Genomic DNA, 25,688 nt, shown 5'->3' with positions numbered 1-25,688 from the left:
TTTCAGCTCCATCTTTTTTCTCTACTGTTTCTGTCCTCATAGTACTACACACTACACATGCAATTTGTTTACAAGGGCCTCCAGCTCAGCGGAAACCTGGTTAATCTGCTCCGCAGACTCGAAGATTTTGGCAAAGGATGCCTGCTGTTCCTGGCTACTAATCCGGATCTCACCCGACACGGACGAGTTTCTCTCTGCGAGCTCAGCCAGTTGTTTAATCGCTGCCGTAATCTGTTCGGTCTCGGCAACCATTTGCTGGGTAGCTGCAGACACCTCTTGAATTTGACTGGTCACTGTATCGGTTGCCACCAGCATTCCTTTAAACAGCTCACCGGTTTCTTTGACAACCTCAATTCCCTTGGCGACGTTTTGTTCCCCTTCGCTGATGGCTTCTACCGCAGATGCCGTTTCATCCTGAATGTATCGAACCAATTCAATGATTTGGTCTGCGGATTTTCTTGATTCCTCCGAAAGTTTCTTAACTTCGCTGGCGACAACAGCAAAACCGCGGCCCTCTTCGCCCGCTCTTGCCGCTTCGATACCGGCATTAAGCGATAACAGATTTGTCTGAGAGGAAATTTCGGTAATTACCTGCACGATCTGACCGATCTCATTTGAACGGTTCTGCAGCTTTTCGATGATATTCACCGAGTTTTTCACCGAATGATCAATCGAATTCATCTGCTCGATCACCTGCTCCACATTGTGATTACCGCGTTCCGATTGCTCCTTCATCTGTACGGATATCTCGGAAAGATCCGATGTATTGCCGGCAATCGTTGATACGCCAGATGAGATTTCCTCAAGCGAAACCACGCTTTCGGTAATGGAAGTGCTCTGCAGCGCAACTCGTTCCGACATTTCCTCCATATTTTTAGTAATAGCGGAAGAGTTGTTATTATTGACTTCCACAGCCGAGAAGAGGAATTTAGACTGCTCTGCAGAGTGCTCCGATACCGTTTTGATCGTTGTGACAAGTTCATTAATTTGATTAACGGTCGTATTGAACTTGGCATTGACCTGCCCCAGCTCATCTTCGCCAGCTTTTAATTGGACGGTGAAGTCACCTTTGCTCAGCTTGTCCAGCGCCCCCATTAATGCTTGGATCGGTGCGAAGGTACGTCTAATGGTGAAGTACTGCAGCGCTAATACGATCAGCAAGGTAATCAGCAGCGCAAAAACCGTATTGGTGATCAATGCCTGTTTCCCGGAAGCGATTAAGCTTGCATCCACGTCGATCCCCATGTAAGCAAAAATTTCGCCGCTGGCATCCTGGAAAGGATGCAGCACGGTGATCCAGGTACCATAATTATCTTTATAGCCTTTGGTATAGACGGTTTTTTTCGTTTTCAGCATCTCTCTTACGGCATCGGCATGAATATCCGGTTGTTCGTATAAGTCGCCCAGATTCAAATCTTCTTCGGCAAACATATCGAGCACTGCCGTCGGCATGGCAATAATCGAGGTCTTGTTGCCACCCTCGAGCTCCGGTCCAAAAATATAGCCCTGTGCAATATTGGGATACAGTACGGATAGTTCATCAAACCTGCTGGTCAATTTTTTTTGGATGTCCGAATTGCGGTCGGTTGCCCCTTTAACCGCTTGAGCATCTTGCACCGATACGGACTTAACCAAGGTATCCATAATTTTTCCCGAATCGGATTGCAGCTGCTTCGTCAGTACGCTGTCCTGAATATAATAGCTTGAACCAATCACGATGACACCCGTAATAATGATATACAGGCTCGTCCATAACATGTTTCTTGTAACAATACTCAGATTCTTAAAACGCAGTCCTTTTGAGAACGTTTTTGGCTCACTCACTTGGTGTCTCTCTCCTTTGATATCTCTTATGTATTTTCCATATAAAATAGGGAATTCTTTAGCGAACCTGTCGCATCACCTACTTTCCTGGAAACTTTGAATATTTCCGGAATATTTCATGAATACATTACATTTTTCAAAAATGTTCATCTTGAATGAACCGCGTTCCCCCTCCATCAATATTCTTACATAGGCTCACTTCACAAAATGGTCTTGTTAAGTGAAATTCCAGTTCAATAGATCCATATTCACGTTATGATTCCATAACCATTGCATCTTTTGTACTATTAATAAATCGGCATTTCCTCTTATTTTTTTAATACTTTAGTAATATTTGAGTGCAAATTAGTCCTGGCTTTCGACAATTTTTTGAATTTTACAGTGCTGCTATTGCCTTAAACACCCGCTCTCAGCTAGTTTGGAAACGCAAAAAAAGGCGACATCCCGTTAAGTCTGGTGACTTTGGAATATCGCCTATTGATATATTGAGTTTACCTGCAACTAGTTATGGATATCCGTCTTCTCCATTACCTGTCTGCTGATTTCAGTCCAGAACCGCTGTTATGTGCGCAGACGTAACCGCCCAGTGTGAAGCCGTCCAATATTTCGCTTGATCCTTCACGTAGATAATTTGCGGCGATTCATGCTTCACGTTCAAATCCTCGGCAATTTTATTGGAAACCGGCCGGGACTCGATGACTTTAACCAGCGTATAATCCACATCGCCGTTTGGCGCCTTTTTCAAGTAAGATTCAAACTCCGAAAGAGCATTAGAGCTAACCGGACAAGTCGTACTATGTTTCAAAATAACTTGGCCACGTTCGGAAGATTTTTTCAGAATCGTTTCCCATTCTTCTATTGTCGTAATTTCATTCCATTGCATGTATTTTCTCCCCTTTGATGTGATATAACTCATTGCTTTTATTATATAACCAATAGCTATTATACACGTAAACTCGACTAGTTTTCATGTTTAGAGTTCATCTTCAACCGATCGAATCTTATTTCAACCCCATAACATTAGTCAATAATCATGCTCTCTGCCATTGCCTTCAGGTCATTCTTAGTCATTAGACCTTTTACATTTACCATAATGGTATAAATTATGTTTTGTTTACTATCATACCAACTGATCCTATCTCCAACTGCCTCATCCTGGAGATAAATAGCTTCAACATGTTTCAGCTGTATTTTCTCCGAAGAGGCATCCAGAGACTTCGTTAAGCTTGCGCCTTGACCATACCCCGCCGTGATCGTTACAGCCGTGCTGCTCTTGCCGTCGGATAAGTATACAAAGGAGTTGAAGGCCTTCGACCAATTCAGCTTCTCTACAAACAACTTATCTCCACTCTTGGATGAATTGGCCTCATTCATCAATCTTTGTTCTAATTCTACGTATTTTACACGATCCTTTTCTCCTGAAGGTGCCGGTCCAAAAGGAAAAACTTGACCATACGCGAATTTCACACCCTTGGGAAGATTACCAGGCACCTCTAGGATGGGTGCCGAGGTACGAACAAGTTCCTTTTGAAAATCTTCATATGAACGATAGGCTATCGGTTGATATTCAAATTTTATAGGATTCGCCGTGTCGTATCCGTTGTCCTTATTAATGTAATCATCCTTGATGTAATATGCGGCCAGCTCTCCGGGCTTCAGCATGGATTTTACCCTCGTTCTGTATTCCTCCAGTAGATTGCTCAGTTTGGCTGGCAGCCCTGATGTCGACGGATCGGCTGTTTTTAGAACAATTTCTCCTTTGCTATTAAAAATTTGAATATGCCCGGTTGCTGCATATGCAGTGAACGAGACTAGTAATACAGAGGAAATCATGATAGACATTACGGTTTTTCGCTTGAAAGATCGGAATCCTGAACGTCTTTTATGCTGCTCGTCCTCAATATGTTGTCTGACTCTTGATACAAACTCCACATCACGAAAATGACTGTCCGGTACAGAATGCTGCCTCAACTCTTCGATTGGATCAACGATGTTTCCCATTGTTCTTCCTCCTTCCATTTATTCATGGCATCCTTCAGTTTTATTCTGATTCGGGTTATCTTTTTTCGGACGGCTTCCGATGTCTTTCCTGTTATTTCACTTATTTCTGCATACGACTTGTCGTGAAATGCATACAGAATTAATAAGCTTCTGTCCTCTACCGTAAGATCCACCAGTGCTCTCCTTAGCGGTTCGCTGAATGTCCCTCTTAAGTACTCCTGCTCTGCGCTTTCGGCGAAAATCTGTCCTTTCCACAATCTTCCCAGCTTCTGCGATAATTGCCGCCGGTGAATTACATTCAGACAATGATGGTAAGCGATCTTATATAACCATGCGTTAAAGCTGACCGAAGGCTTATACTTTGTGATCGATTTGTATGCCTTCAAGAAGATTTCCTGCACTGCGTCCTCTGCTTCCTGTTCGCTACCCAGTAGTCGGCAGCAGTAAATATAGATTTGGCGCTGGTACTCACTTACGATAGGAATAAATGCCTCTGCATGCCCATCCTGAGTCTGTTGAACATATTCTTCAATCGTTTCAGCGTTGATGATCCTTCCCCTCCTCTCCTGAAACTTGGATACCTATATAACCATGCAGCAAACGAAAAGCGGACATTATTCGGAATAATCAGCCCATTTAATATATGGCGGAGGCCATATGACCACAAAAAGAACCGCGATGGACGCGGTTCCCCTATGAAAATGTATGAATTCTAAGTTACGATTTATTAGCTTTCACAATCAGAAAATGAGGGTTCGTCATTAGGCGATCAAACCATTTGGCCACCCATTCCGCTGCTTCCGGATTGTCCTTATGCGCTAAACTGGGCTGCGGCTCAACGATCTGTTCGATTCTAAACCGAGATGAAGTTACGTTGATGATCTCTTGAATCGGTCTTCTATAGAAAGTAACCTCTACGGGTCCAGACTCCTGTTTGTTCCAAACCTCCGTCAATAACTCACGGGCAAAGTAGTCTGGTCGGTCAACATGTTTAACATCCATAAAAGGATGATGAACGGAGAAAATCAAACTTCCACCAGGTTTCAGCACTCGCTGAAATTCGCGAAAGGTCGGCGTCCAATCCTCGATGTAGTGAAGCGTCAATGAACTTACGATAAGATCAAACGCCTCATCTTCAAAGGGCAGGTCTTCGGTTATATCGCATGCAAATACAGCCGCTTCATTGCCGACTCGTCTCTTACAGGCTTCTACCATCGCTGGGCTCAGATCAACCGCTGTAACCCTAGCCCCTCGTATAATAAATTGCTCCGTATACCACCCTGCGGCACAACCAGCATCTAGGACGGTCATTTGCTCCATATCCGCCGGTAACACTTTGAGCATGGCTGGCCTTTCGTAATAAGCATTATGTCCGCTCTGCGAATCCACATGTCTTTCGTAGTCTCCAGCCAGCTTATCGTATGCCTCAATGACCTTCTCCTTCATGGTCCATCTCCCCCATTTCCTGCTCTCAGCTTGAGTACAGCGAACAATATGTGCGTTCGAAATTTCTGGCCAGCAAGTCCTCTTTTCGGATGAAAAATTGCAGTTCACCCGCATCCCACCAGCAAAATCCTATCTCGTCGTCCGAATCGATGGCCAGCAGCAGCAGTGTATCCCGAATCTCCTGCTGAGCCTGTTCCGCGTTGCCGCCGAAATGATCGGCAATCTGCTGCACAGCCGCCTCCATGGAGTAATTGTACTCTGATCCCGTTAACAGCATTAAAGCAGCCTCGTGCTCACAATCTCCATGCTGGGTAGAAGGGTAGCTAAAGATCGTTGCGATATCGTCAGATTCTTGCCCCGTTAATTGATGACACAGATCCTCGTAAGATTCAAAATCATGCTCATCATCCTCGATAAGCTCATCATCCACATAAGCGTAATTCGGGGGCTCAAGTGTGGCTCTTGCTTCAATACGATAGCCTGCGAATTCTTCATCTAACGCGGTCCCCTCAGGCGCCCGGCATCGACTGGCGGCCGCTGTCTGATCCTCGGCCAGATACAGCACCCGGTGTTCAATGTTATAAGCAGGTTCATCAACGCCAACGAAGAAATACAGCACTCCGCTATGCGGAAGTGAAGCCGTGACATCGTGAGCTGCCAAATCCCTCAACTGCAGCTGTGCCAAAAACGTCATCGGTGTTCCATCCGAAGCCAGCGGCCATTCCATTCCTTCAGGAAGATCGGGATCTCCGCCAATCCGTGAATTGCACGAGCCGGCATAGTCCTCCTCTCCCTGTTTGGATAAACGCATGCCTTGCCGAGTATGTTCGATCAAATAGTCTGCTGCATGTTCAAATTCGTGCTCTTGGATGATATTTTGCATCTTGATCAAGTTGTGTTCACTTAGCTTCATAGTCTAGTTCCTCTTCTTTTCAATAAATTAGAATGTTATGAGAATTACGATAATGTCCGGGAATCGTGATCTTCCTCTACTCTTCCTTAAAGAGATCTTCAATGACCGACTTGTCATAGCCATTAACCATCCTGTAGCTCCAGGAATATTTTTTATGCAATCTTCTATTCAGAGACATCTGGATAATATTCGGTTCCGTAAAATATATGGCAAAGGGAGTGTACTCGACGTTAACCCATATACTATACATCATACCTCTGGCATAATTTTCGGTTCTCCATAGTTTCGCATTGGAGAAGCTGTTTATGATGCGATCAATGGTTGCCGGGTCGGTAATTTCCACACTATTTTCATCATCGTATGGACTACCCATTTTCTCAATTCTTATGTAACTAATCTTCTCTGTATCATAAACCTGATCGCTCATCAGCTCTTTAAAGGAAGTGCTGGATTGAATCAATGAATAGACGACTCCAGTCAGTACGATCAATGCAACCACAACAAAAAAGACTCGCCATGACCTGTCACTCATCGCGATTCCGTCTTGAAAACCTAAGGAATTCGGTTTTTCTCATAAGCGTATGTTTCATATCTCCCTCCATTATAAGCTTAGCACCTATCACTATATAAACCCCATAAACCATGCTTTGGTTGCCGGATAATTTAACATCTTTTGGTTTGTACTGTCAATCCTATTTTTCTGGCTGGCGACATCCCGGTGTTAGTTCTGGTTATATACGTTAACACGCGCTCCATCCATAATAAGATCGCTGCTGTCCACGATGATTTCCTGTTGATCGAACAGACCACCGCCAACGGAGGTGGTATGGCTGTTGGAATCGGTAATTTGAATTGACGTGCGAACAGCATAATATGCATTACCGAGAGGGCCTTGCGATTCTTTTACGGTGTAGACATAAGCGCCCTCGCTGTCCTTGTGAACGGCTTTATTCGGAATGAGAATCCCTTCGCTGCTCTTAGTTTTCACTATGCTGATCCTCACTTGTTCGCCCCCGGATAGCCCACTGCCTTTTAATTTAACGAACAAACGTGTCATGGAACTGCTTGATTTCTCAGCGTCGTCGTCAACATCAGGACTGAGCGAGTTCATCTCCTCTTCTATCCTATCAATCTCACCCGTAATCGACGGTTCTTCCTTGCCTTCAAGCGTGATGTTATCCAGAATATCCCCTACGCTCAGCATGGCAGCGATACCTGACGGTACGTACATTTCTAACCCATACCCTTTTGCCAAATGGCTCATCGTGATATCCGGTTTCCCGGTAGAACCTAATCCCTCCATCGCACCAATCTCCATAACGATACCGTCAAAAGGGGCTACCATCTGCTGATTAACTGAAAGCGTATGTTTCAGGTTCTCGATCTGCTGCTGTTGTGCAGCAATATCAAGCTTTGCCGTTTCGAACGCGCTGGATGCACTTATAAGAAGAGCCTCGTCTTCTTCCTGCATCGCTTGAATGACATTATATTCGAGAAGCTCCATTGATAGATTCAGCTTCTTCAGCGCAGACTGCTCAACAGCCATCTGCTGCTTAACCTCACTGCCGTCATATCGTATAAGAACTTGTCCCTTATGCACCATCTCTCCTTTTTTAACGAGCACCTTGTCGACTTTCCAGCCCGAAGGATGGATAAGTTCCCTCTCCTCCTCTGGATTTATCGTCGATCGGCCAACATAGGAATGAACCAGCGAGCCTTTGTTTACCGATGTAATCACTACCTTAGGCAGCGTCAAGGCTTGTAGGGTGTTACCTGCAAAAGTCAGTACAAGCAGAAGACCTGTAAACAGTCCGGCTATTATGCTAACCTTGCGTTTTCTTGACCGGGAAATTACCTCTTCCAATATCCATCACTCCTAGTACTAAAACTAACCTTTTATGCCCGACAATTGAACGCCTTCAATAAAATAAGACTCGGCATACAGGAATAGAAGAATCATGGGTGCCATATACAATGCCGATGCGGCAAATCCGATTCCCAGTGCGTCTTTGTTGATCTGTGCAAGAAATAGAGACAGCGGCTGTTTATAGGAATCTTGCAAAAATATGAGCGGCTGCTCGATCATGTTCCAATAATCGACGAATAGTAAAACCATCAGCGCTGCCAGCCCGGGCCTGACCAGCGGTAGAATGATCCGCCGAAAGATCACCCATTGTCCCGCTCCGTCCATCATGGCAGCCTCGGAATAGGCTCCCGGTATATGCGCCATAAATTGCCGCATCATAAAGACGCCAAAGGCTCCAAAGATGCCGGGCAAAATAATGGCGGCGGTATGGTTCATGAGCCCCAGCTTGTCTATAACCATATAATTAGGAACCAAGGTCACCTGGAACGGCATGAGCATCGTCATCAAATAGATCATGAACAGCTTATCTCTTCCAGGAAACCTGAGCTGGGCAAAAGCGTAGGCTGCAAGCGAGCCGACAACGGTTTGTCCGGCAACGATCAGTACAACCATGCTGACCGAATTCCAGAACATCATCAGAAACTTGGTGGATAAGATCAGCACCTCGGCATACTGGCCGAAGGAAACCCAATCGGGAACGATCTTCAAATTGACAAATCGATCTTTTCCTCCCTGGGACACGTCAATCATTTGACCGATCAGTCCGTAATTTCGCCCGATCTCTTGCTCCGTCATAAGGGAGTTCGTCAATGTAAGCAGTATCGGCACAAGCATCAGGATCGCCGCTGCGCCGAGCAGCAGTGTCAACATCAACCTTGGAATCCACTGTATTTTGTTCATGCTGTTCCTCCCGGGTCAACCCAAATTATCGCGAAAACGTCGTTCTATACTCAGTAGTCCGGTTACCAGAAACACAATGCATGCGACCATAAGTGTGGCAGCCGTCGTCAGCTTCTGAATATCCAGGGAGAAGAACATGTTATTCATATAGTGCTGCATCATATAGATGCGATCATATGGATATTCACCTGCCAACAGGTACGTCTCCCGAAAGACCTTAAACGAGTTGATGATCGACATAAGAATGACGAAGAACATCGTCGGCGTCAAATAAACGAGCGTAATGTGAAACCACTGCCTGATCCGTCCCGCTCCTTCAATTTGCGCTGTCTCGTAATAATCTTTCGGTATGGACTGCAGACCCGCCAGAAATAAAATGACGTTGTAGCCAATGTTCTTCCAAATATACATGATGACGATAACGGCCATGGACCCATCCGATTGCATCCAGTCGATCCGATCCTTATGGAAATGATGCAGCCAAGCGTTGAACGTCCCATTCCAATCAAACAGGATTTGCCAGAACATGACAGTGGATGCCACCGGCACGACCAGTGGCAGAATAAATGACGTCCGGAGCCAGCCCCGCATGTATATGGACTGATTCAGCAGGACGGCCAGAAGCAGGGACAGCAGGATGAGCAGCGGAACACTAACCCCCGTAAACAAGAGCGTGTTCGCGGCTGCTTTGCGGAAGGAGCCGCTGCCGAGCACCTGCCGGTAGTTATCGAAGCCGACAAACCTGCCGCCGAGTGAGCCGTCCGTAAACGATTCATAGACGCCCATCACGAACGGGATGATGTAAAACACGGCAAATCCGATCAAGCTGGGTGCCAGGAACCACAGAGCTTTTATCCCGTCTTTGCGCATCCATCTCCTTAAACTTCTTCTATTCATTCAGATAGGTCGTTACTTTATTCTGGATGAGCTTGGCGACATCATCTGCGGATTTCTGTCCGGCAAAGAAGGCTTTGGACTCATTTACGATGATGTCATTCACTTTGGCGGACTTGTACTCGACCTGATGAGTGGCTCTACCCACCAAGCTCTCCAGTTGGTCCAGCTTGGCCTGATCGACTTTGATCGGCATTCCTTGCAGCGGGCCTTCCTCATAGGCTTTAACCGTTCCTTCTTCCTTCAATTGCTTGATCTGATTGGCAAATGATTTCTTGTGGATCGGAAATCCTGCCTTCGTGGGAGGCGTTTCGATTTCTCCGGACATCATGAATTTTATGAAATCCCACGCTTCCTCCTTCACTTTGGAGTTCGCATTCATGGAAATGCTCTTGTAAGGCCGAAAATAACCGCCGGCTGTCGTTTCCTGGGCATGAGGCTTCATGTAATACTTCATATTCTCGCCGTATTCCCTTAGAGATACGAGATAGTCCCAAGGAGAGTTGATATGGATGGTCCTGAAATAAGCCTTGCTCCGAGGATCCGTGGTCACGAGTTGATTGTCGTACATGGACTTCACCTGGTTCATCAGACCGGTAAAGGAGGCCGACTCGAAATTGGCCTTATGGCTGGCTGTATCCACGAATAGGGAATAATTATCCATTGCAATTTCTGCCAGCAGAACTTCCGGCTCGCCAAATACCAGCGCTGAAGGATATGCCTTGGAAGCCACCGCCAGCTGATTTGCGGTATTTATAAAATCGTTCCAGGACCAGGTTTTGTCGTTAACCTGAATCCCGGTTTTGGCGATTGCATCCGCATCTCCGGCAAAGCCTTCCAGAAAGAATGCGAGCGGCATGCTGTAAAGTCCCTTGCCGATTCGAGAGCTATCCAGGATATTGCCGAAATAATCTTCCTTTCGGAAGGTGGAATCCTTGTCCATCCATTCACCGAGATCAACCAGCAGATGATGTTTAACGTAGTTATCTGTCGGCAGAATATTCACATATTCAGCCGATTGGAGCAGATCGGGGCCTTTGCCTGCCAGCATCGCCGTATTCGTATTCTTGACGAACTTCTCCTCATCCGCCTCCACGTGCGAGTCGTCGGTGTAGCCCGTCTGCAGCTTGATCTCGATGTTCGGATGCAGCTGCTCGTACTTCTTCTTTGCTTCCTGAAACTGTTCATCCGGAAAAAACATCGAAAAGACGATGGTCTTTTTGCCGCCGGAGGCCGATTCATCCTTCTGAGTCATGCCCTTCATTGAACTACCGTCGTTTGTTTCTGCGGACGCTTCATTGCCGCCGCTGGTTCCCGCTGATGATGCTGCCCCTGTTGGGCTTCCACTGCCGCAAGCGGTTAAAGAGAAGGCTATAAAACAGCTAACCAATAATCCTAATCCGATTTTTTTCATATGACGATTCTCCTCATCGTTTCATTCATTGAGATGTAGATTGATCTTGTTCCGAACCAGTTTCGAGACACTGTCCGCTGATTTCTGTCCGCTAAAGAAAGACTTTGATTCATTGGAAATGATCTCATCAATCTTGGACTGTTTCTCGGTGGAATGAACGGCTCCCGTAATATAGGCGTTCAGTTGGTCCAGCGATGCATTGTCAACCTTGACCGCGGGAAGATCAGCCTCATGAATCGTTCCTTCGTCTTTTAGCTGCTTCAGCTGTTTTTCGTAGGCAATTCTGTTAATTGGAAAACCAGGGCTTTGATCATACACATCGGTATAAGACTGTGCCTCATCCTCTATGAGAAATTTGATAAAGTCCCAGGCTTCTTTCTTATGAGGCGAACTTGCGTTAATCCCGATCATTCCGAAGTTTTTAAAATAACCTCCAGCCCCCACATCTTGCGGATGCGGTTTGGCATACAGCTTGGTATGCTCGGCGAAATTGTTCAACAGATACCCTCGGAGGGAACTGATGGTTTCTTCGTTGAAATAAGCTTTCGCATTCCTGGCAGTTTCGCTGCCTCTGCCACCGCCATCTGTAACCATGTCGTAAAGCAAGCCATCATCGAACATCGTTTTGATCTGCTGCATTAACCCGGCAAAGCGCGCCGAATCGAAATTAGCTTTCCCGTTTCCTTCTGTGACGAGCTGGGAGTAGTTTTCAGCGACCATCTCGCTCAGCATATAATGCGGTTCGCTAATGAGCACATTCTTGTACTCGCCTTTCTGCGTCAATTGCTTAGCAATATCCGCAAAATCGCTCCATGTCCAACTGCTATCATTGATCTTGACTCCGCTCTTTACGAGGGCATCCTCATCGCCGATCAAACCGACAAGGGAGAAATAAAGCGGCATCCCGTAAAGTCCCCCGCCAATCTTCGAGTTGTCCAAGATGTTGGTGAAATAATCTTTCGTCTGAAGCGATGAATCCATCTCCATCATGTCGCTTAGATTGACAAGCAGATGACGGCTTACATATTTATCTGCCGGGAGCATATCAAGCTCAATCAGGTCGGGACCTTTGCCGGCCAAGATGGCTGTGTTGGAGGAGGTAACGAATTTTTCAATATTTGCATATACCTCGTCGAGATCCTTACCCTCAGTGGGTGTAGCCTGCAGCTCAATCTCGATGTTGGGATGCAGCTTCTCATACTTCTTCACAGCCGTCTGCATGTAATTGCTCAGATAAAAAGTCGAGAACACGAGCTTCACATGTCCTTTTGAATCCACACTTTCTTTCGTATTTCCGTCTTGCGCCGCTGTCGCTCCTTTCATTGCCATTTCGCCTTTGTTTCCCTGAGCTCCACTGCAGGCGGAGAGACAGAGGATTAGACAAATCCATATCCAGCCTATTTTCTTCATCAATGAACCACCTTTCTTTACCGTTAACTTCCTTAAGCAGCGTGGCCAGCCATTCGTTCATGGAATAGCCTTCCACCCTCCGGGAAGCGCCCTTGTCATCCGTGAAGACGATCCTTGTAAAAAGAATTGAAACTATCTTCGCTGACTTTTCCAAATATAAAGTAAAGATGTCTCCGAAACTTCACCTACTTGTAAACAAATTGTCTCTGAAATAACCCCACAAACATATAAATGCTAATATCTTAAAAAAGACGGCAGACTGAACGATATTTCGTTCAGTCTGCCGCAAATAAGGTTACTATCCACTTTGAAGGGTTAGGTTAGCTATTGAAACTTTATAATAAACGGTTGATTATACGAGACGATACTTGGCTCCGGATTCGTTTGTTGTCTTGAAGTGGAATATATTTTTCGCCCATTTACCAGAAGACTGTCATTATGCGGACTCCAATACATTACCGACGGGAAGACGCCCTGATAGACCGATTTTTTGTACAGGACGTTGTTTCCTTGAAGCTTTCCTGCAAAAATTGAGATTGTATCGTTGTCGTCTTTCTGGGAATAAGCAATATACTTCCTGTCTTGCGATAATTGAAAGCTAAGAACCCTCTCCAGCAGGACAGAGAGAGCCATGTTTCGTCGATCGTACTCATAGATCTCGCCTTCCGTTCCAAGGAAAACAAACTGATCTTTATTAAGCCATGCCATCTGATCACCGCCCGCCTGATGCTCGTATTCGATATGAAAGCTGCTTCCGTTTATCGTCCCCATGCTGATACTAATGGTCCGTTCATTTTGCACCACAATCAGTGCGCTTTGTCCATCGTCCGACATTTTCACCTCGAAGACGCTGCCTGTGTTTCGGAGGCCCTTCAGCGGATAGACCTTGACTTGCCGGGCGGTTGTGTCATACACGGCCATTTTGACAACGGGGTTTGTGGCGACACCCACATCGGTTTGTCCACTGACGGGGCCTGAAGCTACATCTGTAGCGACGTCTGTGACGAGATAAGAAATGTATCTGCTGTTATCCGACCAAGTGAGCTCTGTCAAGAGCAGATCATGACGGGGCTTTATGGTGGCCATGATGGTTTCCCGTCCATCAGAAAGCGATATCAACTTCAGTACATTGCCGTCCTTTGTCTTCTTAATACCGGCGATATATTTGCCGTTTGGCGACAGTTCGAGATTCCAATGATCAACGTCCACGCCTTGCAGCGTCTCGAATTTTTCATACGGCGGTGAGAGCCGCTGCAGATATTGCGACAAGCGCATCTTTGAGTCGGGGGCCTGAAAAAGACCGAGAACGGATCCTGAATCCTCCCAACCAAGCAATTGATCGTCCTTCGTGTCCGAAATCGGAAGACGATATATCGTTTTTACTTGGAATGGGGCGCTGCCTGAATCGGCAACATGCTCATCTTCCGTGCTCGGAATGACAATCGTCTCGGATCGTGTGCCCCCCCCACATCCGGACAAGAGGATGATGATTGCAAGCAACACGGACAATACGGCAAATCGTTTCCGTATCATCATGATCTCTCCTCCCTGAAGTAAGGTAATTCCACGTAAACCATGATCTGCCCGTCCCGGCTGACTAGGCGGATGGTGCCTCCATGGTCGTCGACGATCGATTTGGCGATACTGAGACCCAGACCGACACTGCCTTCTTCCATGAACTTATGGCCCGCCGAATAGAATGGCTGAAACAGGTGCTCAAGCTGGCCAGGTGGGATTGGTTCACCCGGATTGTCGAAAATAAAGCGAACGAGTCCGGAGTCCAGTTCGGCCTTAGCAGAAATCTCCGATTGGGGAGAGCTGTATTTGATCGCATTGTCCAGCAGGTTAATGAACAGCTGGCGCAGCCTGTCCGGTTGTCCGATTACATACAAATGTTCATCCGTCTGGCAGACGATGCGCTTCTTATAACGCTTGGCACGGAAGGACATGGAATCGCTAACGTCGTGCAAAATTTGACCCGCATCCACCTTTTCGAATTCACAGTCGTCCGAAGCTCTGCGGGATACTTCCAGCAGCCTTAGCACCATGTTATGCAGCCGCCGGCTCTCTTCAACAATGTGATTCATGCCCTTATCGAAGAACTCCCGGTCGTCATCCCCTTTCTCCCGAATAATCTCGGCATAACCAAGAATGGACGTCAGCGGCGTTTTAAGTTCATGGGTTACATTGTCAAAAAAACGTTTCTCCTGCTCGTTAAGGTCCTTCAGACGATCCCGATCGCGCTCGATCGTGGAAATCTGGCTTCCGATCCGGTCAATCATGTCATTGAAGTTCAGGGCCAGTTCGCCAATCTCATCTCTGCGTCGGAACGGAATTCGAACATCGAGATTCCCGTTCTTCACTTCCGTGGATGCACGGGTGAGCTTTACTAATGGAACGGTGATATGTCTGGATAGCATATAGGAGAACAGAAAGGCCGCCCCGAATATGGCGAGCGCGATGTAGAAAATAATGTCCATGATGCGCCCGCTTTGTTCATAGAGCAGGGTAAAATCTTTGGTAAACCTTAAGATACCGACCTTGACTCCGTCGATGATAACCGGGTATGAGTATAGAACGGTGCCGCTGTTCCGACCATAAGTGATGGTATAAGCTGTTTTACCCTCGATTGCTTGCCGAAGATCCTCGTCGGATGGCCCGGAGAACTGTTGCTTATCCGATGAGAATAATAACTTGCCGTCTACGGTGTACGCACTAACATGGCTTGATGTAGCATGCTTCAAATCATTCACCATTTCTTCGGCCATCTGTCCGAAATAAAGCTTATTGTTCGTGAAATGGTTGATAAGAAATGCTTGCCTTACATATACATTGCTGTTGTTTTTGAGTCCGACCAGATCCGATGTTACGATCTTCTGACTGCTTGTCCGAATGATCTCCTTCACGGTCTGATTGAGTACGAGGAACGAGAGGCAGAAGATCAGAAAAAAACCAACAATAAACTTGGCTCTGATGGTCCGGATCATATCTTATTCCGCCTGCTTCTCGAATTTATAACCGATGCCGAATACAGTTGTGATCAAATCGCTGGCATCCAGCTTTTTGCGAAGCCTTTGAATATGCGTATCCACGGTCCGTGTATCCCCAATAAAATCATATCCCCAAACCAAATCCAGCAGTTCCGAACGCGTGTAAATCTTCCCCCGGTGACCGTACAAGGTCATGAGCAGGTCAAATTCCTTCGGTGTTAGATCAACCAGCCTTCCGTCTTTCTTGACCAGTCGCTCCTCCGTTACGATCTCGATGCCTTTAACACGGATCACGGCCTCCTGAGCCACTTCCCTATCCCCGTGATTCGCTTGGTCCAGCCGCCGGAGAATCGTACGGATTCGGGCAACAACCTCCCGTAAATCAAACGGCTTCGTGATATAGTCATCGGCACCAAATTCAAGCCCGAGCACTTTATCCGTGATGTCGGATTTAGCGGTTATCATGAATATGGGAAGGTTATAGTTCGCGGTTACTTTTTTGCATATATCGAGTCCGCTCTGATCGGGCAGCATCCAATCCAGAAGGAGCAGATCGGGATGAAATGACTCAAGCTCCCTTAAGCCCGCAGCTCCGCTGGCCGCAATACGGGTTTCGAAACCCTCCATGTTGAGACCATAGGCAAGCAAGTCGGCAATCGGCCCCTCATCTTCGATTATGAGAATTTTTGTTTTTTTCATGAAGTCTCCATTCTTATTCCATAGGCCTATTTGATGAATCGATTTTAGCATATACCGTTGACAAATGATAAGTCTGATCCGTTACAGGCTTACTAAGACTGCGATTCAGGCAAATGCAGCAGTTCCGGGACCGTGACGAATGAGTAGCCTTGATCTTTCAAATCCGGTATTAACAGTTGGAGTGCCTCCAGCGTGTTGGCAAGATGGTTCTTGCCGTTTGCGGTATGCTGAAGAATGATGCCTCCAGGCTTCAACTGCTTGTGGATGATTCCCATGATCTCCTGTGCGGGCAGACCTGACCAATCCATCGTGTCCACGGACCAGTTCACGATTGCTAAATCCATATTTTGTATGGCCTCCTCTTTGTCCTCATCCAAAGCGCCATAAGGCGGCCGAAACAAGGATGGACGATAGCCGATAATGTCGTTCAGTTCATCCTGCGTATTCTTCACCTGATTCAGCGCTTCCTCCATCGATAATTCTGTAAAGTTGGGATGTGACCAGGAATGATTTCCTATGGCATGACCTTCCTCTTTAATCCTCCGCACAGTCTCAGGATGGGCTTCAGCCCGGTTTCCCAGAATGAAAAAGGTGGCTTTAATATCGTTTTCCTTCAGGATATCAAGGATTTTGGGCGTAACAATGGCATCCGGTCCATCATCGAATGTAAGTGCGACCTGTTTACCGTCCTGGGCTGATCCATTAAAATACACCTTTTTCTCCATAGACTGATTCCCGCTTTGCGGAGTGCCGGGTGATCTTTCAACTGATTCACCGTTTGCTTGGTGTCCAAGCGAGAGTTCCTGCGATTCCGCAAAATAGTCCTTGAGCCCATCAACAATAGCTTGTGCGGCAAGATCTTGACCTTCATTGCTCAGCAGGAAACGCTCATCCTCAGCATTGGTGAGATATCCAACTTCGATAAGCACTGCCGGCATCGTGGGCGTAGATAGCACTTTTAACTGTTCTTCCTTGATCCCGCGATCACGAAGGCCAATTCCCTTCACCAAATGCTCCTGAAGGGTTTGGGCCAAGGGGATGCTGTCCTCGTGTCGGTACAAGGTTTCCGTACCCGATGTCATGGGGTCCGTATAGGTATTGCCATGAATGGAAATCATCACATCCGCATTCCAATCATTCGACTTGGCTGCCCGTTCATCCAATTCAACGAATTGATCATCCGAACGTGTCAAGAGAGGTTCAAACAAAGGGTCCTCCTCCAGGAGGTCAACAACCCGCCCGGCAAGAGATAGATTGAACGCTTTCTCATATGCACCGCTTACTCCGGTAGCTCCCGGATCTTTTCCCCCATGACCGGGATCGATTACGATCCGATACGTTTTATTTGGATTAGGCACAGCAGGAAGCGTCCTATAGGTCTCTGCAAGTCTAGCAGATGATGCCGGCACCAACTCCACCGTTGATGAACCGACGTGCCATGCCAATTTGAAGCCGACAATAAATAGGATTGCAATGAATAGAATAAAGAAGACTCTGGTAAACTTCTTGCGTTTTTTGTGATAGATCATGGTTCCTCCTTCTTAGGAATCGTGCTAGATACGATTCCATAAGAAGAATATAATCGCCGGATGTGATAACGATTTTACCAAGATGTCAACAACTTGTGTCCAACTCTACTCTATGTAAATGACAGGAGGCTTTCATAGACATATAGACGTCAATCGCATCCTTACGATCCTCCTTATAGCCAAATCTTTCATATAGTTCCGTTCTACATCTGTACGCACCATTATATCTGGCATGGGTAACAAAAAAGGAGCAGGCTGCCGTCGCAGCCTGCTCCTAACCTAACTATTCTTATCTCTACCCACCCTGACAATAGTCAAATTCACGGTTACACGTTCAGCGAATAGGACGAACGGGCAATCTCCGTGGCTTGAACCATGTTACGGAGGGATGCTACTGTTTCTTCCTTACCGCGTGTTTTGAGACCGCAGTCCGGGTTGATCCAGAACAGCTTCGGATCCAGGACCCGCAGTGCACGCTCGATCATGCTTGTCATCTCTTCCACTCGAGGTACCCGCGGACTGTGGATATCGTACACGCCAAGGCCAATCCCTAATCTGTAGGTATTGACTTCGAAGCTGTGAATCAGCTCGCCATGACTGCGCGAAGTTTCAATCGAGATGACATCGGCATCCATCGCCTCAATCGAATCGATCATGTCATGGAACTCGCAATAACACATATGCGTATGAATTTGCGTGGTCGGCTGTACCGTGCATGTGGTCATACGGAAGGCTTTAACAGCCCAAGCGAGATACTCCGCTTGATCTTCCTCCTTGAGCGGCAGCCCTTCGCGCACCGCAGGCTCATCCACCTGAATCATCCCGATGCCTGCCTGCTCCAGCGCCTCTACTTCTTGTCTTAGGGCATAAGCCAATTGATAGGCAATCTGTTCCCGAGAGATGTCTTCGCGGACGAACGACCAGTTCATGATTGTGATCGGGCCAGTTAGCATCCCTTTCACTGGGCGGTTAGTCTTCGACTGTGCATATTTCGTTTCCTCCACCGTCATCGGTTTCTCGAATGCGACATCCCCGAATATTACAGGCGGTTTCACGCAGCGTGAGCCGTAGGACTGAACCCATCCATATTGAGTGAAGGCAAAGCCACCAAGCTTCTCACCGAAAAATTCAACCATATCCGTTCTTTCGAACTCTCCATGCACAAGCACATCCAGGCCGATCTCTTCCTGCAGCTTGATCCAAATATCGATTTGCTCCTGAATGAAGCGCTCATACTGCTCATGATTCCATTCTCCCTTGCGCCACGCCTGGCGTGCCTTGCGCACCTCGGCTGACTGAGGGAAGCTGCCGATCGTCGTGGTCGGAAAAATCGGCAGCTGCCACTTATTCTGTTGAGCGACATGACGCTCCGCGAAAGGCAGACTGCGAACTGGATTCTGCACACTAATCTCGGCAACTGCCTGCTGAATGTCATGTCGATTGCGCTCTTCGGATTGTTTAAGCGCCTGAAGGGCAGCATCGCATTCTTCCAGTTCCTTGGCAATCCGGGCTGTGCCTGTGGAGATTGCTTTCGTCAAAAGAACCAGCTCATTCAGCTTCTCATCTGCAAAGGCGAGCGCCCCTTTTAGTTCAGGCTGCAGTTTCGTTTCGCTGCTCACCGTCACCGGAACATGCAGCAAGCTGCACGAAGATTGGACGATCAACCGTTCAGCGGCCACGTATTTCGTCAGCTCTTCCAATTGCGACAGCTTCTCGCGAAGCGATGCCTTCCAAATGCCGCGTCCGTCAATCATGCCGGCGCCCAACACTTTATTCGCAGGAAACCCTGATTGTTTAATGGCTTGCACATTGCCTTGGTATCCGTGGACCAGGTCAAGACCGATGCCGCTAACCGGAAGCTGGATGATATCCTGGTAGTTTTCCACCGATTCGAAATAGGTTTGCAGCATGATGTTTAGGCCGGGTGCCGAAGCCGCAAACGTTTCATAAATGCTGGTTAACCGCTTAAGATCGGCTTCGCTTAATTTCGTGACGAGGATCGGCTCATCGACCTGTACCCATTGAACACCCTCTTGGGTAAGCTCCTGGAGAATCTGTACGTAGAGCGGCAGCAATTTTTCCAGCCAGGCATCCGTCTCTGACGGCTGGTACCCTTTGGACAATTTCAAGAAGGTTAGCGGACCGACAATAACCGGCTTGCCTTCGATGCCGAGCTTCTCCTTAGCCTCCCGATAGGCTGCCAGCGGTCTGTTCTCCGTAAGAACTGGTGTAGCCCCATCCAATTCAGGCACGATATAATGATAATTGGTGTTAAACCACTTGGTCATTTCACTTGCTGTAGCATCCTTCGTTCCGCGTGCAATACCATAATATACAGACAATGGCACAACACCGCCCTCATAAGAGAAGCGCTTCGGTACGATACCGAACATCGTTGCCGTATCCAGAACATGATCGTAATAACTAAAATCATTAACCGCAATAAGATCGATCCCGCTCTCCTGCTGCTTCCGTAAATGATTCAACCGAATCTCCTGCAGCTGCCGGTGAAACTCCGATTCATCAAGCTTGCCTGCCCAGAATGCTTCCAGGGCTTTTTTCCATTCCCGATCAGCGCCAATACGCGGATATCCCAGTACACTGCTTTTTGCCATCTATGTAACACTCCTATACAAATTGTTACAAGAAAGATACCATGGATTAATCGGTATAGTGTAACTCATATAAGCTATATCTAGTTATAGCCTATGGCTATAGCAAGAAAGGTGTATATGTAATCTTGTTATACGCCAATACAAAAAAACGCGAGATTAACACGTTTTTTTCATAATACTCTATAATGAGATTACTTAGGATTGTAAAGGAGCTTATCTATGAAGACGATTGGACTTATCGGAGGAATGAGCTGGGAATCCTCCATTGAATACTACAGAATCATAAATGAGCAGGTGAGAAGCCAATGGGGTGGCCTCCACTCAGCCAAATGCCTTATGTACAGCGTGAACTTTGCAGAGATTGAACGCTATCAATCCGAGGGGAATTGGAAAAAAGCCGGTGAAACATTGGGTGAGGCTGCACTTTCTTTAGAAAAAGGCGGTGCCGATTTTGTATTGATCTGTTCCAATACGATGCACATGGTACTAGAGGGTATAGAAGAAAAAATAAGCATCCCTGTGCTGCACATTGCCGATGCCACGGCTAATCAAATCCGTGAACATGGGATTCGTACAGTAGGTTTGCTTGGAACCAAATATACCATGGAGCAGCATTTTTACAAGCAAAGATTAGAATCTAATCATATCAAAGTGCTCATCCCCAATAAACAAGATCGAGAGATCGTAAATAAAGTGATATATGAGGAATTATGTCTTGGTAACATTCAATCGGATTCAAAAGCTTATTATAAAGAAGTCATTGAACGGTTGGTTCAAGATGGAGCTGAAGGAATTATTCTAGGCTGTACGGAGATCGGATTATTAATAAAACCCGAGGATTCTAAAGTTCCTCTGTTTGATACAACCTTCATACATGCCATTGAAGCTGTTCATAAATCGCTCCAAGCTGACTCTTAATGAGTTGACTCTCCCGATTTCGGGAGAGGTTGCAACGATTCTCGGGGCCCCCTCACACCTAGCGAGTTTTCAATTCAAAATCGGATATCTTTACAAGTTGTCAATGCTGTTCAGCACCAGGATCAGCCCGGCAATGCACAACACCCATGACAGAATCGATCCGGAGCTCTTGGCGATTCTCAGGCGCAGCTTCTCCAGCGGACGCTGCATCATGCGGCCAAACACGAGATGTAAGCCGAGCAATAGGAGTGGAGGCAGTACCATCACGATATTGTACGCAGCCAGGATGGGCATCCATTGAACCGTAGTCAACTGCGCCTTTATCATCAGCCCGATTGCCGCAAAATACGGAAGGGCTGTTGCTACCTCCAGCAGAGCAGTCGTGAACCCAAGTCCGATCATAGCCCCGAAGCTTTTGGATCTTGGACGGCGCGGCTCGGACGTTTTTTTCGTAGGGATAAAGAAGCTGGCGACAAACAGGATTCCGCCTACCACGGCCATGACCCAACTGACCGCTCGATTCTGAAAGATGCCGGTTACGGATTGCAGAACAGCATCCAAGCCCAGCATAAGCGCAGCTCCTACCAGGAAGTAGAAACCCGCCACTGTGAATAAATAAATGAATAAACGCGGGATTAACCGGTCCCGTTCGGTCAAGAGCAGATACACCGTTACGCCAAGCGTGGCTGGACTTAGCGTGTCCAAGAGTGATAAGGCTCCAATGGAGAGCAGCAATTCCAGCGTCAAGATGTCTCCCCCTCTTCAATTTGTTCTTTGTCTTTGTGTAACACATAAATCTCAAACGCCTGTTCCATGAATTGAAGAAGTTCATCCTCGATGGGATATAACCCCATCTGCTCGGACTGCGCCGGAGATTTACGGATTTCCCACAGCTTATCTACGAAGGGATCTTCATCTTCAAATACCTCCAGTCGTTTCTCATCCATCCGCCGTACAATTCGTTGTACATCCGGTGAGTCGGGTCCGTCCTGCATCCGCCTTTTGAGCTGTCCCAACAGAGCAATCCACTCGAGAGAGTCGGGATCCGTGCTGTTCATATTAGGGAGCAGATTTAACAACTCCACTTCCCGCTTCTCAAACATGTGTTGTCGGAAGGAATGCTTTAACGATGGGTCTCTTCCGGAGAGGTGAATTAATTTCTGAATGACATCCCAGCTTGTCTCACCTTCCACCGCAATGCTATGAAGCACAGCCCGCAGCGCCGATTCCATCTGGTCCAGCTTTTTTTGTTCGTTCAAAACAAAGTCCAACTGATTCATCAAACTGGTGGACCAGTTCCATTCCGGGTTTGAAATCATATCCGATATTTCTTGCAAACTGAAGCCCAGCCTTTTGAGAAACTGTATTTGCTGCAGCTTCTTTAATTCATCATCACTGTATATACGATGTTTGCCCGGTGTTTTGGCGGCAGGAATCAGAAGGCCAATCTGGTCATAATAGCGCAGCGTTCTTACCGTAATACCCGTCTGTTTAGACAATTCTTGAATGGGAATCGACTTCATCACCTGCTTTCTTAATTCTCTCTGATATCTCCAGTATATAAGATGACGTCACGTCACTTTCAAGCTTTCTCACGAAAAATTAGTACAAATGTGATTCGATGCAGCAGGCGACAAAAAAAGCCCGAGCTATCGGGCTTTTTCAAACACATACTGAAATTCACTTCCATTTGAGGATTTTCGTTCTGGTTAACCCGATCAGATAAAGACCCATGGGAATCACCAACAAGTGGAGAAGGGCGTAACTCGACCACACATTCTGAATGATATCAGCAACATAGACGGTGTTGATGTATGTATTCCAGGCCACGATGATAAACAGCACGGACAACGGATAGATTAACGGATTTTGTTCCTTCAGTCGGAACACGGTCTTCATTCCTTGAAGAATGGAAAGATACAATAGAGAGATCTTGATAAAAAAAGTAAGGATCCAAAGCGTAATCAATATACCTTCAACACGTTGAAAGAAGTTCCCTAGGTTAATCGTCTTCGCGAGTGCAAATGCCGGAAACGTGCTATTCTCCGTCTGTTCAATTCCCAGAATCAGCACACTGAGCAGGACGATGATGCTCAGCACGAACCCGCCTGCGACAGCTCCCCCCATCAGTGCCCTCTCCCCTTTTTTCTCCCCCTTGACCAGAGGCAGAAATACCATCAGCACAATCAGTTCCTGAAACATGGAGGCATGGAATCCGGCCTTGGCAACAGGCTTCCAGCCTTCCTCAAGCATAGGCTTGATATGGTTCCAATCGATCTGGGGAATGAGTGAGAGGACAAGGACCATAAACAGAAATATGATCCACGGAAACATCAATTCACCGACCCGGGCCAAGATTATGATGCCCATCCTGGCGCACATGACGGCCGCGATCAAGAACAAGATTTGAATGGCTTCGATCGGCGTCTCCGGCATCATTTCGCTGCTCAGGAAAAAACCCAAATTGCCAAGCAATGTGCCTGTAAGAATCAAAAAATAAAAAAGGTAGAGCAGCGAAAGAATCTTTCCCAGCAGCTTCCCCAAAACCTTCTCATGGATCTCGAAGATCGTTTGACCTGGATAGATACGCGCGATGGCTATGTACAGCACAACCATAAGGAGATTAATGAAGATACTGAAGAGGGAGGCCATCCACGCATCTTCCCTTGCAGTATGTGCTAACCCGGAGGGGGTGACCAGGATTGAGGTTCCGATGGTCAAGCCGAAGGCCAGTATAAAGAATTGTCGTGCGGCGATATCCTTGTATTTGATCACGTACAACCATACCCTTCTTCATTATGGGATCAACCTGTTCAGCGGTTGCATCAAGGCACTGATCCAATCCAGCGGCCTTAGATAAGGCACCTCCATCATATCCCCTATCAAAGCGAGCATGGTTACTCCCCACACCGCATAGAATACGATCATGTCTCGGAGAGAGCGCAGTTGCAGGAGATGGCGGGTTTCCGTAACAAGCACGATGACCAGAAACGATATGAATAACCAATGCCAATTCACGATTCATCCACCTTCTGGTTTAAGGGTTGTATAATGGATCCGATGCGCCGGATCGCTACATCGGCATCCACGCGAATGCTCATCGTTTTAAAGCTTTTTCCCCAATGATCCCGGTATTTTTTCCAAACGTCCGGATATTTTCGGTGCAGCACCTCGCCGAATCCAAAAACATCGGATCCATAACGCTGCTGTACCAGCCCGATGTGCTTCCGAATATTTGCATTATATTTATCCTCGATATCCTTCTCTAATTCGTCTATGACGGCTGGTTGACTGATATCAATCTGACATTGAACGGCATTCACGTCGGCCTCGATCTCCAATTCGGCTGAAAATTCGGGAATCCCCTCCGCACTGAGCGCAACATCAAGCGTTGTGTCTGCCCGATTCACCGCGAACCCGACAATGCCGCTATCCGGACATGAAATATATCCCGCTGTAGTGTCGACTTTATTGAGGACATAATTGACGGTCTTGCTGGGCGGTTCCCCCAGCCATCCTACTAGCCGGTCCCCTTTAAACACGCCGAGTCCCGTATGTTGAAGAAGCGTTGAAGGATTGATTTTCTTGACATTCTCCATAGACTGTCCTTCGGCTAAACTGCCGCTTAATTGGACCCCGGATAATACAGGGTCTGAGCCGTTGCGTTTGAGTTCCGTCACAAACTGCTGTATCGTGACTTTCCCCGTTGCTGCCCATTTTTTTTCCGATATTAGAATCGAGGAATAGAGCGAATTCGCCGGAACGTACTCGAATGGCGTAACGACCTCCAGGATCTCTGAGGCCTTTCCGTTCTTGGCAACGAGCATGAAGAAATCCGATCGAAGCTGATGATTCCGGGAGATATAATCAAGCACATCGCTGACCCCTGACCGGGCCATGTCTTCTCCAAATACCAACACGCGGACGTGAGACAGATACGGCATCCGAGGTGCCATGCTTAACGTGCGCTGAAGGGCGTCGGGGATGGTTTTGCCGACTGACTTGTAGGTTACGACCGGAAGGCTCCCCGTCGATCCGCCTTTTTTGGAGCCCGCCTCAGCGGAATTGAGCACTTGAGCAGAAATGGCGTACCCATTCTCATGCGTATCAATTCCAAGTGCCATGACGACGGCAAGCTCATTCAGTTCTTTTCTGCTCCAGCATCCAGATATGAAAACCACCAGACTTAATATAAGCAGGACTGACCGTATTTTTCTTTTGAACATACATAATCTGTCCCCTCTGCTTAAAATAAAGAACCCCTGTCA

At 47.0% G+C, this 25,688-nt stretch carries 23 protein-coding genes; 1 reads left to right on the top strand and 22 read right to left on the bottom strand.

Features of this window, described 5'->3' with window-relative positions; translation table 11 throughout:
* Nucleotides 1-51 precede the first annotated feature (51 nt).
* From CRG97_RS14175 to metE, 17 genes are all read right to left on the bottom strand, one after another.
* Nucleotides 52-1,824, bottom strand: coding sequence for a methyl-accepting chemotaxis protein (locus CRG97_RS14175; RefSeq protein ID WP_098743910.1), 1,773 nt, complete (start codon nt 1,822-1,824; stop codon nt 52-54).
* 544 nt (nt 1,825-2,368) lie between these two features.
* Nucleotides 2,369-2,707 carry a bacillithiol system redox-active protein YtxJ gene (gene ytxJ / locus CRG97_RS14170; RefSeq protein WP_098743907.1) on the bottom strand — a complete coding sequence of 113 codons (339 nt, stop codon included), beginning with the start codon at nt 2,705-2,707 and terminating at the stop codon, nt 2,369-2,371.
* A gap of 137 nt (nt 2,708-2,844) precedes the next feature.
* Nucleotides 2,845-3,825 carry a hypothetical protein gene (locus CRG97_RS14165; protein WP_098743905.1) on the bottom strand — a complete coding sequence of 327 codons (981 nt, stop codon included), beginning with the start codon at nt 3,823-3,825 and terminating at the stop codon, nt 2,845-2,847.
* Nucleotides 3,792-4,304: an RNA polymerase sigma factor gene (locus CRG97_RS14160; protein ID WP_272914367.1), complete on the bottom strand. Its 513-nt coding sequence runs from the start codon at nt 4,302-4,304 to the stop codon at nt 3,792-3,794. The genes CRG97_RS14165 and CRG97_RS14160 overlap by 34 nt, the downstream gene beginning before the upstream one ends.
* Before the next feature lie 238 nt (nt 4,305-4,542).
* Entirely contained in the window at nt 4,543-5,271 is a 729-nt protein-coding gene (locus tag CRG97_RS14155) for a class I SAM-dependent methyltransferase (RefSeq protein ID WP_098743899.1), read from the bottom strand.
* Between the two features lie 25 nt (nt 5,272-5,296).
* Nucleotides 5,297-6,184 (bottom strand): YwqG family protein, encoded by an 888-nt coding sequence (locus CRG97_RS14150; RefSeq protein WP_098743896.1) that lies wholly within the window; start codon nt 6,182-6,184, stop codon nt 5,297-5,299.
* Nucleotides 6,185-6,260: 76 nt separating this feature from the next.
* Entirely contained in the window at nt 6,261-6,716 is a 456-nt protein-coding gene (locus CRG97_RS14145) for a hypothetical protein (RefSeq protein ID WP_098743893.1), read from the bottom strand.
* A gap of 189 nt (nt 6,717-6,905) precedes the next feature.
* The gene (locus CRG97_RS14140) at nt 6,906-8,048 is read right to left on the bottom strand and encodes an efflux RND transporter periplasmic adaptor subunit (RefSeq protein WP_098743890.1); all 1,143 of its coding nucleotides are present in this window, start codon (nt 8,046-8,048) and stop codon (nt 6,906-6,908) included.
* 24 nt (nt 8,049-8,072) lie between these two features.
* Entirely contained in the window at nt 8,073-8,951 is an 879-nt protein-coding gene (locus CRG97_RS14135) for a carbohydrate ABC transporter permease (protein WP_098743887.1), read from the bottom strand.
* Nucleotides 8,952-8,966: 15 nt separating this feature from the next.
* Nucleotides 8,967-9,848, bottom strand: a complete 882-nt coding sequence (locus CRG97_RS14130) for an ABC transporter permease subunit (protein ID WP_098743884.1) — start codon at nt 9,846-9,848, stop codon at nt 8,967-8,969.
* Entirely contained in the window at nt 9,841-11,259 is a 1,419-nt protein-coding gene (locus CRG97_RS14125; protein ID WP_098743881.1) for an ABC transporter substrate-binding protein, read from the bottom strand. The genes CRG97_RS14130 and CRG97_RS14125 overlap by 8 nt, the downstream gene beginning before the upstream one ends.
* A 21-nt stretch (nt 11,260-11,280) precedes the next feature.
* Nucleotides 11,281-12,669, bottom strand: coding sequence for an ABC transporter substrate-binding protein (locus CRG97_RS14120; protein ID WP_098743878.1), 1,389 nt, complete (start codon nt 12,667-12,669; stop codon nt 11,281-11,283).
* Nucleotides 12,670-12,993: 324 nt separating this feature from the next.
* Complete coding sequence (locus tag CRG97_RS14115; protein ID WP_098743876.1) at nt 12,994-14,205, bottom strand: hypothetical protein; 1,212 nt, start codon at nt 14,203-14,205, stop codon at nt 12,994-12,996.
* On the bottom strand, nt 14,202-15,656 hold the full coding sequence (locus tag CRG97_RS14110) for a sensor histidine kinase (RefSeq protein ID WP_098743873.1): 1,455 nt from the start codon (nt 15,654-15,656) through the stop codon (nt 14,202-14,204). The genes CRG97_RS14115 and CRG97_RS14110 overlap by 4 nt, the downstream gene beginning before the upstream one ends.
* 3 nt (nt 15,657-15,659) lie before the next feature.
* The gene (locus CRG97_RS14105) at nt 15,660-16,358 is read right to left on the bottom strand and encodes a response regulator transcription factor (RefSeq protein ID WP_098743871.1); all 699 of its coding nucleotides are present in this window, start codon (nt 16,356-16,358) and stop codon (nt 15,660-15,662) included.
* 92 nt (nt 16,359-16,450) lie between these two features.
* Nucleotides 16,451-17,887, bottom strand: coding sequence for an N-acetylmuramoyl-L-alanine amidase (locus CRG97_RS14100; protein ID WP_098743868.1), 1,437 nt, complete (start codon nt 17,885-17,887; stop codon nt 16,451-16,453).
* Nucleotides 17,888-18,213: 326 nt separating this feature from the next.
* Nucleotides 18,214-20,502 carry a 5-methyltetrahydropteroyltriglutamate--homocysteine S-methyltransferase gene (metE, locus tag CRG97_RS14095; RefSeq protein ID WP_098743866.1) on the bottom strand — a complete coding sequence of 763 codons (2,289 nt, stop codon included), beginning with the start codon at nt 20,500-20,502 and terminating at the stop codon, nt 18,214-18,216.
* 219 nt (nt 20,503-20,721) lie between these two features.
* On the opposite strand from metE, the gene CRG97_RS14090 reads away from it, so the two are divergent.
* Nucleotides 20,722-21,420, top strand: coding sequence for an aspartate/glutamate racemase family protein (locus CRG97_RS14090; RefSeq protein WP_098743863.1), 699 nt, complete (start codon nt 20,722-20,724; stop codon nt 21,418-21,420).
* 90 nt (nt 21,421-21,510) lie between these two features.
* On the opposite strand, the gene CRG97_RS14085 is transcribed toward CRG97_RS14090, so the two are convergent.
* The 5 genes from CRG97_RS14085 to CRG97_RS14065 all read right to left on the bottom strand — a co-directional run bounded on the left by CRG97_RS14085 (nt 21,511) and on the right by CRG97_RS14065 (nt 25,646).
* A complete protein-coding gene (locus tag CRG97_RS14085; protein ID WP_098743860.1) occupies nt 21,511-22,167 on the bottom strand; it encodes a GAP family protein in 657 nt (218 codons plus the stop codon).
* Complete coding sequence (locus CRG97_RS14080) at nt 22,164-22,943, bottom strand: MerR family transcriptional regulator (protein WP_098743857.1); 780 nt, start codon at nt 22,941-22,943, stop codon at nt 22,164-22,166. Before CRG97_RS14080 ends, CRG97_RS14085 begins: the two co-directional genes overlap by 4 nt.
* A 157-nt stretch (nt 22,944-23,100) precedes the next feature.
* Entirely contained in the window at nt 23,101-24,195 is a 1,095-nt protein-coding gene (locus CRG97_RS14075; RefSeq protein ID WP_098745098.1) for a GerAB/ArcD/ProY family transporter, read from the bottom strand.
* 21 nt (nt 24,196-24,216) lie between these two features.
* Nucleotides 24,217-24,438 (bottom strand): hypothetical protein, encoded by a 222-nt coding sequence (locus CRG97_RS14070; RefSeq protein WP_098743854.1) that lies wholly within the window; start codon nt 24,436-24,438, stop codon nt 24,217-24,219.
* Nucleotides 24,435-25,646: a Ger(x)C family spore germination protein gene (locus CRG97_RS14065; RefSeq protein ID WP_098743851.1), complete on the bottom strand. Its 1,212-nt coding sequence runs from the start codon at nt 25,644-25,646 to the stop codon at nt 24,435-24,437. Before CRG97_RS14065 ends, CRG97_RS14070 begins: the two co-directional genes overlap by 4 nt.
* Nucleotides 25,647-25,688 lie beyond the last annotated feature (42 nt).

The organism is Paenibacillus sp. EZ-K15, assembly GCF_002573715.1.
Lineage (GTDB): Bacteria > Bacillota > Bacilli > Paenibacillales > Paenibacillaceae > Paenibacillus_AQ.
The sequence above is the reverse complement of the archived record's forward strand: the minus strand, read 5'-3'. Positions and strand labels throughout refer to the sequence as shown.